Source organism: Kineococcus glutinatus (genome assembly GCF_039542765.1).
GTDB classification, from domain to species: domain Bacteria; phylum Actinomycetota; class Actinomycetes; order Actinomycetales; family Kineococcaceae; genus Kineococcus_A; species Kineococcus_A glutinatus.
This window is the reverse complement of sequence record NZ_BAABIL010000190.1, coordinates 1-7,423: the sequence shown is the minus strand read 5'-3', so window position 1 is coordinate 7,423 and position 7,423 is coordinate 1. Positions and strand designations below refer to the sequence as shown.

General features: G+C 75.6%; 8 protein-coding genes. 5 read left to right on the top strand and 3 right to left on the bottom strand.

What is annotated here, in order from left to right; all coding sequences use genetic code 11:
• On the bottom strand, positions 1–1,095 hold a 1,095-nt coding region (locus ABEB16_RS08220), incomplete at its 3' end, for a Gfo/Idh/MocA family protein (protein ID WP_345711776.1).
• 196 nt (positions 1,096–1,291) lie between these two features.
• Here ABEB16_RS08220 and ABEB16_RS08215 point away from each other — a divergent pair.
• From ABEB16_RS08215 to ABEB16_RS08200, 4 genes are all read left to right on the top strand, one after another.
• Positions 1,292–2,326 (top strand): LacI family DNA-binding transcriptional regulator, encoded by a 1,035-nt coding sequence (locus ABEB16_RS08215; RefSeq protein WP_345711775.1) that lies wholly within the window; start codon positions 1,292–1,294, stop codon positions 2,324–2,326.
• Between the two features lie 196 nt (positions 2,327–2,522).
• Positions 2,523–3,575: an efflux RND transporter periplasmic adaptor subunit gene (locus ABEB16_RS08210; RefSeq protein WP_345711774.1), complete on the top strand. Its 1,053-nt coding sequence runs from the start codon at positions 2,523–2,525 to the stop codon at positions 3,573–3,575.
• On the top strand, positions 3,572–4,303 hold the full coding sequence (locus tag ABEB16_RS08205) for an ABC transporter ATP-binding protein (protein WP_345711773.1): 732 nt from the start codon (positions 3,572–3,574) through the stop codon (positions 4,301–4,303). The genes ABEB16_RS08210 and ABEB16_RS08205 overlap by 4 nt, the downstream gene beginning before the upstream one ends.
• A complete protein-coding gene (locus ABEB16_RS08200; RefSeq protein WP_345711772.1) occupies positions 4,300–5,511 on the top strand; it encodes an ABC transporter permease in 1,212 nt (403 codons plus the stop codon). Before ABEB16_RS08205 ends, ABEB16_RS08200 begins: the two co-directional genes overlap by 4 nt.
• 43 nt (positions 5,512–5,554) lie before the next feature.
• Here ABEB16_RS08200 and ABEB16_RS08195 read toward each other — a convergent pair whose 3' ends face one another.
• Positions 5,555–5,734 carry a zinc finger domain-containing protein gene (locus tag ABEB16_RS08195; RefSeq protein ID WP_345711771.1) on the bottom strand — a complete coding sequence of 60 codons (180 nt, stop codon included), beginning with the start codon at positions 5,732–5,734 and terminating at the stop codon, positions 5,555–5,557.
• A gap of 178 nt (positions 5,735–5,912) precedes the next feature.
• Here ABEB16_RS08195 and ABEB16_RS08190 point away from each other — a divergent pair, with 178 nt between their 5' ends.
• Positions 5,913–6,716, top strand: coding sequence for an alpha/beta fold hydrolase (locus tag ABEB16_RS08190; RefSeq protein ID WP_345711770.1), 804 nt, complete (start codon positions 5,913–5,915; stop codon positions 6,714–6,716).
• A gap of 30 nt (positions 6,717–6,746) precedes the next feature.
• Here the strand turns inward: ABEB16_RS08190 and ABEB16_RS08185 are convergent, their stop codons facing one another.
• Positions 6,747–7,421 carry an SDR family oxidoreductase gene (locus tag ABEB16_RS08185; protein WP_345711769.1) on the bottom strand — a complete coding sequence of 225 codons (675 nt, stop codon included), beginning with the start codon at positions 7,419–7,421 and terminating at the stop codon, positions 6,747–6,749.
• Positions 7,422–7,423: the final 2 nt, after the last annotated feature.

Sequence of the window (7,423 nt, the reverse complement as noted above, 5' to 3'; positions counted from 1 at the left end):
GCCCGTCTCGGCCAGCCGCACGCCGCGGGCGCCGGCGAGGAAGTCGTAGGGGTGCGGGGCGTCCTCGACGACGTGGCGGACGAACTGCTCCCACTGCACCTTGAAGCCGTTGTCGAACACGGCGTTGTCGGGGACCTCGAGCCAGTCGTCGCGGTAGCGGTGCTGCTCGGCCAGGTCGGGGTTCCACACCGCCTTCGGCGTCGCGCTGCGCGGCTGCACGCGGCAGCCCCACAGCCCGGCGACGGCGCTGCCGTGGGTGCCGTCGACCTGGAACTCCACGAGCTCGTCGCGGTCGACGCGCACCGCCCACGAGGAGTTCAGCTGGGCGATGATGCCGCCCTCCAGCTCGAAGATGGCGTAGGCGGCGTCGTCGGCGGTGGCCTTGTACGCCTCGCCGCGCTCGTCCCAGCGGACGGGGACGTGGGTGACGGCGCGCGCGGTGACCGCCTCGACCGGGGCGATGATCTGCTCCAGCACGTAGTTCCAGTGGCAGAACATGTCGGCGACGATGCCGCCGCCGTCCTCGGCGCGGTAGTTCCAGCTCGGGCGCTGGGCGGGCTGCCAGTCGCCCTCGAACACCCAGTAGCCGAACTCCCCGCGCACGGAGAGGATCTGCCCGAAGAAGCCGGAGTCCACGAGGCGCTTGAGCTTGACGAGGCCGGGCAGGAAGAGCTTGTCGTGCACGACACCGTTCTTGACGCCGGCGGCGGTGGCGATGCGGGCGAGCTCCACCGCCTCCTCCAGCGTCTCGGCGGTGGGCTTCTCGGTGTAGATGTGCTTGCCGGCGGCGACGGCCCGGGTGATGGACTCCCTGCGCACGGAGGTGAGCTGGGCGTCGAAGTAGACCGGGTAGGCGTCGTCGGCCAGGACCGCCTCGAGGTCGGTGGTCCACTTCTCCAGGCCGTGGCGGCGGGCGATCTCGGCGATCTTGGCCTCGTTGCGGCCGACGAGGACGGGCTCGAGCTGGACCCGGCTGCCGTCCGAGAGCTCCACACCGCCCTGCTCGCGGATGGCGAGGACGGAGCGCACGAGGTGCTGGCGGTAGCCCATCCTCCCCGTCACCCCGTTCATGATGATCCCGAGCTGCTGCGTCATCGCGGCCTCCGTGTGTGGGGTGCGGCACGGCCTGTGCGGCACGTCGTTGGAAAGCGTTTGCCCGATACGGTAAGCCGACGCTCCGCCGCCGCGCAAGCACCCGGGTGGCGGGCGCGTGGCACGATGACGCGGCACACCCCGCACGAGGCCCGGTGCGGCCACGACCCGGCGCCCCGCTCCCGCCGAGAGGACCGCGATGCCCAGCAGGAGGTCGGTGACCCTCGCCGACGTGGCGCGCCGCGCCGACGTCTCCCTGGCCACCGCCTCGCGCGCCCTCAACGGCAGCGCCCGCGTCGTGCGGGCCGACCTGGCCGAGCGGGTGGCCGCCGCCGCGGCCGAGCTCGGCTACGTGCCCGACCCGGTGGCGCAGTCGCTGGCGCGCAAGTCGAGCAACCTCGTCGGTCTCGTCGTGCACGACATCGCCGACCCCTTCTTCAGCTCCATCGCGGCCGGCGCGATGCGGGTGGCCGAGGAGAAGGACCTCGTCCTCACCCTCGGGGCCACCGGCCGCGACCCGGACCGGGCGATCGCCCTGGTGGCCGCGATGCGCCTGCAGCGGGCCCGCGCCCTCGTGCTCGTCGGCAGCCGGCTCACCGGCGACGACGAGGCCGAGGAACGCCTCGCCGAGGAGCTGCGCCGCTTCGCCGCCGACGGCGGGCGCGTCTGCGCGGTGCGCCAGCCCGGACTGCCCGGCGACGTGGTGCAGCCGGACAACCGCGGCGGCGCGCGGCAGCTCGCCACGGCGCTGGCCCAGCTCGGGCACCGCCGCGTGGCGGTGCTGGCCGGCCCGGAGGGGGTCGCGACCTCGCAGGAGCGCGTCGAGGGGTTCTGCGAGGGGTTCGCCGCCGCCGGGGTGGACACCTCCGGGGTGCGCCTGCTGCGCACGGCGTTCACCCGCGACGGCGGCTACGCCGCGGCCGCCGAGCTGGCCCGCGACCCCGGGGACGTCACGTGCGTCTTCGCGGTCAGCGACGTCATGGCGATGGGCACCCTCGCCGCGCTGCGCGAGCGGGGCGTGCGGGTGCCCGAGGACGTCTCCGTCGCCGGCTTCGACGACATCCCCACCCTGCGCGACGCGGTGCCGGCGCTGTCCACCGTGCGGTTGCCGCTGGAGGAGATCGGCGAGCTGGCCGCCCGCATGGCGCTGGAGGAGACCCCCGGGGACGAGCGCCTCGTCGTGGTGCCGACCGAGGTGGTCCTGCGGGCGAGCACGGCCCCGCCCCGCGGCTGACGGCCCGCCGCGGCGACCGGCGCACCGGGGGTGGTCCGGCGTGCAACCTGTTGCGCGCCAGGTCGATGCGCGGCGGGCGGCCGCCGGGTGACGACTTCGCGAAGGGACCCCGCCGCCTCACGGCCCGCTGCTAGGTTCGCCTTCCCGACCCGCCCCGGACCGGCCGCCGTCGCCCGGGCACGAACGAAGGTGAACCGTGGGCCCCGTCCGCACCGTCGTCCTCCCGGTCCTGCGCCTGCTCGTGTGGGTGGTCATCGCCGTGTGCCTCGTCTACATCGCCTTCCTGCGCGGCGGTCCGGACGCCTCCGGGGACCCCGCGGTGCCCTCGGCGACGATCACCGCACCGGAGACCACCGTGGCGCGCGCGGACGTGGTCAACACCGTCACCCTCACCGGCTCCATCACCGAGGACCCCGCGACCACGGTGAAGTCGACCGCCGCCGGCACCGTCGGCAGGCTGCGCGTCGCGGCGGGCGACCCCGTCGACGAGGGCGACCCGCTCTTCACCGTCGTCGTGCCCGTGGCGGAGACGCCCTCCGCGCCGGCGCCCGCCGACCCCACCGCCCCCCTCGTCCCCGCGCCGGCGCCGACGCCGCGGACGAAGACGGTCACGGTGACCGCCACCGTGCCGGGCACCGTGGCGACCCTCGACGTGCTGCCGCAGCAGTCGGTGGACATCGGCACCGCGGTGGCGACCATCAGCCCGGGGGTCCTGCGGGCCAGCGCACCGCTCACCCAGGCCGACCAGTTCCGCCTGCTGGCCCCGCCGACCGTCGCGAAGGTCACCGTGCCGGGCGGCCCGGGCGGCTTCGACTGCACCGAGCTGCGCACCGGGCGCCCGCCGGCGTCGGCCGGCGGCGGCGACGCCGCGACCGGCGGCTTCACCGATCCGTACGCGGACCCCTCCACCACCCAGACGGGCGCGAACCTCACCTGCCGCGTGCCCGACGGGATCCAGGTCTTCGCGGGCGCCACCGCCACCATCGAGGTGACCGCCGGCGAGGCGCGCGGCGTGCTGGTGGCCCCCGTCACCGCCGTCAAGGGCACCGTCGGCACCGGCAGCGTGTGGGTGCTGGACGACGCGGCGGGCCCGGAGGGCACCGAGACGCCCGTCGAGCTGGGCCTCACCGACGGCGAGAACGTCGAGATCCGCGCCGGGGTCGCCGAGGGCGCCCGCATCCTGCAGTTCGTGCCGAACTCCGACGCGGTGGGCGATCCGGGCATGGTGATGGGCGGCTTCGGCGGATGAGCCTCCTGCACCTGGCCGCCGTCGGCCGCGCCGTCCCGCTGCCCGACGGCAGCACGCTGCGCATCCTCACCGGCGTCGACCTCGACGTCCCCGCCGGCGAGCACATCGCCGTCGTGGGCCGCTCCGGCTCGGGAAAGTCCACCCTGCTCAACATCATCGGGCTGCTCGACTCCCCCACCACCGGCACGTACCTGCTCGACGGCGAGCCCGTCGAGCGCCTCGGGCAGCGCCGCCGCTCCCGGCTGCGGGGCGCGACGTTCGGCTTCGTGTTCCAGCAGTTCAACCTGCTGCCCGGGCGCACCGCCACGGAGAACGTCGCCTCGCCGCTGCTGTACGCCTCCGGCCGGCAGTTCTGGAACCGCACGCGGATCGCGCAGGAGATGCTGGAGCGCGTCGGGCTCGGCCACCGCCTGGACACCATGCCGGAGAAGCTCTCCGGCGGTGAGCAGCAGCGCGTCGCGCTGGCCCGCAGCCTGGTGCGCGCCCCGCGCGTCCTGCTCGCCGACGAGCCCACCGGCGCCCTCGACGTGGACACCGGCAGCGCGGTGATGGACGTCCTGGAGGAGCTGGTGCGGGAGAACGGCACCACGCTCGTCACCATCACCCACGACCTGTCCGTCGCCGCCCGCGCCGACCGGCAGTTCCGCCTCGACCACGGCGTGCTCAGCGAGGTGGCGGCGGAGACCGTGCCCAGCCTGACGGCCTCGCGGGGCGGGGGCGGGGCGTGACCGGGATCGTCGCCGCCCTCACCGAGGCGTGGGGGGAGATCCGCGTCCACCGCGTGCGGGTCGTGCTCGCCCTCGTCGGGGTGTTCCTCGCGGTGTTCGCCATGACGACGATCACCGCCGTCGGCGACATGGGCCGGCAGGTCCTCGGGGAGAGCTTCGAGCGCGGCGCCGGCCGGCCGGCGACCCTGCGCGTGGACGCCTCCCCGATGGGGATGGCCACGGCGGCGACCACCGCGCGGGCGCAGGAGGCCGTCGACGAGGCGATCGAGCGGTACCGGATCGCGTGGCACACCAGCAACGGGCAGACGCAGCTGCCCGTCCGCTTCCCCGACGGCACGGTGCGCGTGGACGCCTTCACCGTCGACCCCGCCTACGGCACCATCCACCGCACCCTGCCCGAGGCCGGGCGCTGGTTCACGCAGGCCGACGCCGACAGCTTCTCCCCCCGGCTCGTCGTCAACCAGGTGTTCGCCGACCGGCTCGGCGGCTTCGACCCGGCCGTGCCGATGACGGTCGTGCTGGGCGGGGACACCCCCGTGCGCGCCACCGTCGTCGGGGTCGCGGACACGCCGTGGGGCGGTGACATGCCCTCGATGTACGTGCTGGCCGACGCCGCCGCCCGCTGGAACGCCGTCGACCCGGCGTTCTCCTCGCCGCCGGGCACCGAGCTGTGGGTGCCGCGCCACGACGCGGAACTGCTCGTGGCCAACCTGCAGCAGGAGCTGACCGCCGCCCTGCCCGGCTACTACGTCAGCGTCTTCCGCACCGACTCGGCCGAGGAGCTGCGCATCCTCGACTACGTCCTCGACTACGGGGTGCGCGGCGTGGGGATCTTCGCGCTGGTCCTCGGCGGCATCGGGGTGCTCAACGTCGGCCTCGTCACCGTCCGCCAGCGCATCCGGGAGATCGGGGTGCGGCGCAGCTTCGGCGCGACGTCCACCCGGGTCTTCACCGCGGTGCTCCTGGAGAGCGTCTGCGCCACCGCCGCGGCCGGCGCGCTGGCCGTGGGGCTGTCGGTGGCGCTCATCGAGAACCTGCCGCTGGAGCTGATCCTGCCGGCGGAGCTGTCCCTCACCGACGTGCCGGGCTTCCCGTTCAGCGCGGCGCTGGAGGGCTTCCTCGCCGCGACGGCCGTCGGGGCGCTGGCCGGGGTCGTCCCCGCGACCGTGGCGGTGCGCGCGAAGGTGATCGACGCCATCCGCTACTGAGCCGCTCCGGGGAGCCGGGCCCGGCAGCGGGTGGCGGCCGGGCTCAGCGCACGGGCTGTGCGGCGCCGATCCGCATCGGGTGTACACCGCCGGACAGCGGCGTGCCCGTGCGGGCGTTGCGGCAGCCGTCGGCGACGACGGCGGCGCACGTGGGGCAGGCCACGCGCAGCGCGGGCGCGGCGGTCTCACGGGCCTCGCGGCGGGCGAACGCGGTGACGGTCATTGCTGCTCCTCGGTGAGCGGGGCGGCGCTGGCGGACCCTGCGGATGACTGCGGGTGCTGCATCGGCACCCGGACGGCCGAACCTGAGCGCCGGTCGGTGCTCGCGGGAGCCGCGATGAGTTCCACCGCCGGGGCGGGTCCACCCGGACGGACGACCAGGCGATGCGGAGGAGGCGGTCATGGGCACGGCGACCACGGGGACGAGCGCCGCGGTGGGGGTGGTCCGCTCCCCCGACGGCAGCGAGATCGTCTTCGAGCGGGTGGGCAGCGGCCCGGTGCTGGTCGTGGTGGAGGGCGCCACCGGCTACCGCGCCTCCGGCGCCGGCAGGGGCCTCGTGCCGCTGCTGGCCCCGCGGTGCACCGTCGTCACCTACGACCGGCGCGGCCGCGGGGACAGCTCCGACGCCGGGCCCTACGCGGTGGCGCGGGAGGTGGAGGACCTGGCGGCGGTCGTCGCCGCGGTGGGCGGGGCCGCCACCCTCTACGGCGTCTCCTCCGGCGCGCTGCTGGCCGCGCGCGCCGCGGCGGACGGGGTGCCGGTGAACCGGCTGGCGCTGTTCGAGCCGCCGCTGCCGGAGCCGGCGAATGCGGCCGCCGACGCGGAGTTCACCGCACGGATCAGCGCGCTGGTCGCGCAGGGGCGGCGGGCGGACGCGCTGGAGGAGTTCCAGCGGGCCATCGGGGTGCCCGAGGAGGTCATCGCGGCCTTCGCCCCGCACCGCGGACCCGCCGAGGCGGTGGCGCACACGATCCCCTACGACCTCGCGGTGTGCCTGGCGACCCCGGAGGACGTGCTGCGCACCGTGACGGTCCACACCCTGGTCCTGGACAGCGCCGGCACCGACGGCACGCTCACCGGATCCGTGGCGCGGACCGTCGCGGCGCTGCCGCGCGCCGAGCACCGCGGCCTCGCCGGGCGCTGGCACCAGGTGCCCGACGCCGACCTAGCCCCCGTCCTCGCGGAGTTCGTGCTGCGGGGCTGAGGGACCGCGCGGTCCCGCGGCGGTGGTCCCTCAGTGCGCGGTCCAGCCGCCGTCCATCGTGTAGGAGGCGCCGGTGACCGATGCGGCGGCGGGCCCGCAGAGGAACGCGACGAGCTCGGCGACCTCCTCCGGCTCCACGAGGCGCTTGACGGCGGCGGACTCCAGCAGCACCTCCGCCAGCACGCGTTCGCGGGGGATGCCGTGGGCGGCGGCCTGGTCGTCGAGCTGCTTGTCCACCAGCGGGGTGCGCACGTAACCGGGGCTGACGCAGTTGCTCGTGATGCCGTGCGCCGCGCCCTCCAGGGCCGCGACCTTCGACAGCCCCTCCAGGCCGTGCTTGGCCGCGACGTAGGCGCCCTTGAACGGGCTGGCCCGCACGCCGTGGGCGCTGGAGACGTTCACGATGCGGCCCCAGCCCCGCTCCCGCATGTGCGGCAGGACGTGCCGGACCAGCCGGAACGGCGACTCCAGCATGAGCCGCAGGATGAGGGAGAACCGCTCGGGCGGGAACTCGTGCAGCGGCGCGACGTGCTGCACCCCCGCGTTGTTCACCAGCACGTCGACCTCGCGCGGCAGGTCGTCCACCGCGTCCAGGTCGGCCAGGTCGCACACCAGCGCCTCGACGCCGGGGACCCGGCGGGCGAGCGCGTCGAGGCCGTCGGCGTCGCGGTCGGCGGCCAGCACCCGCGCCCCGTCGCCGGCCAGCA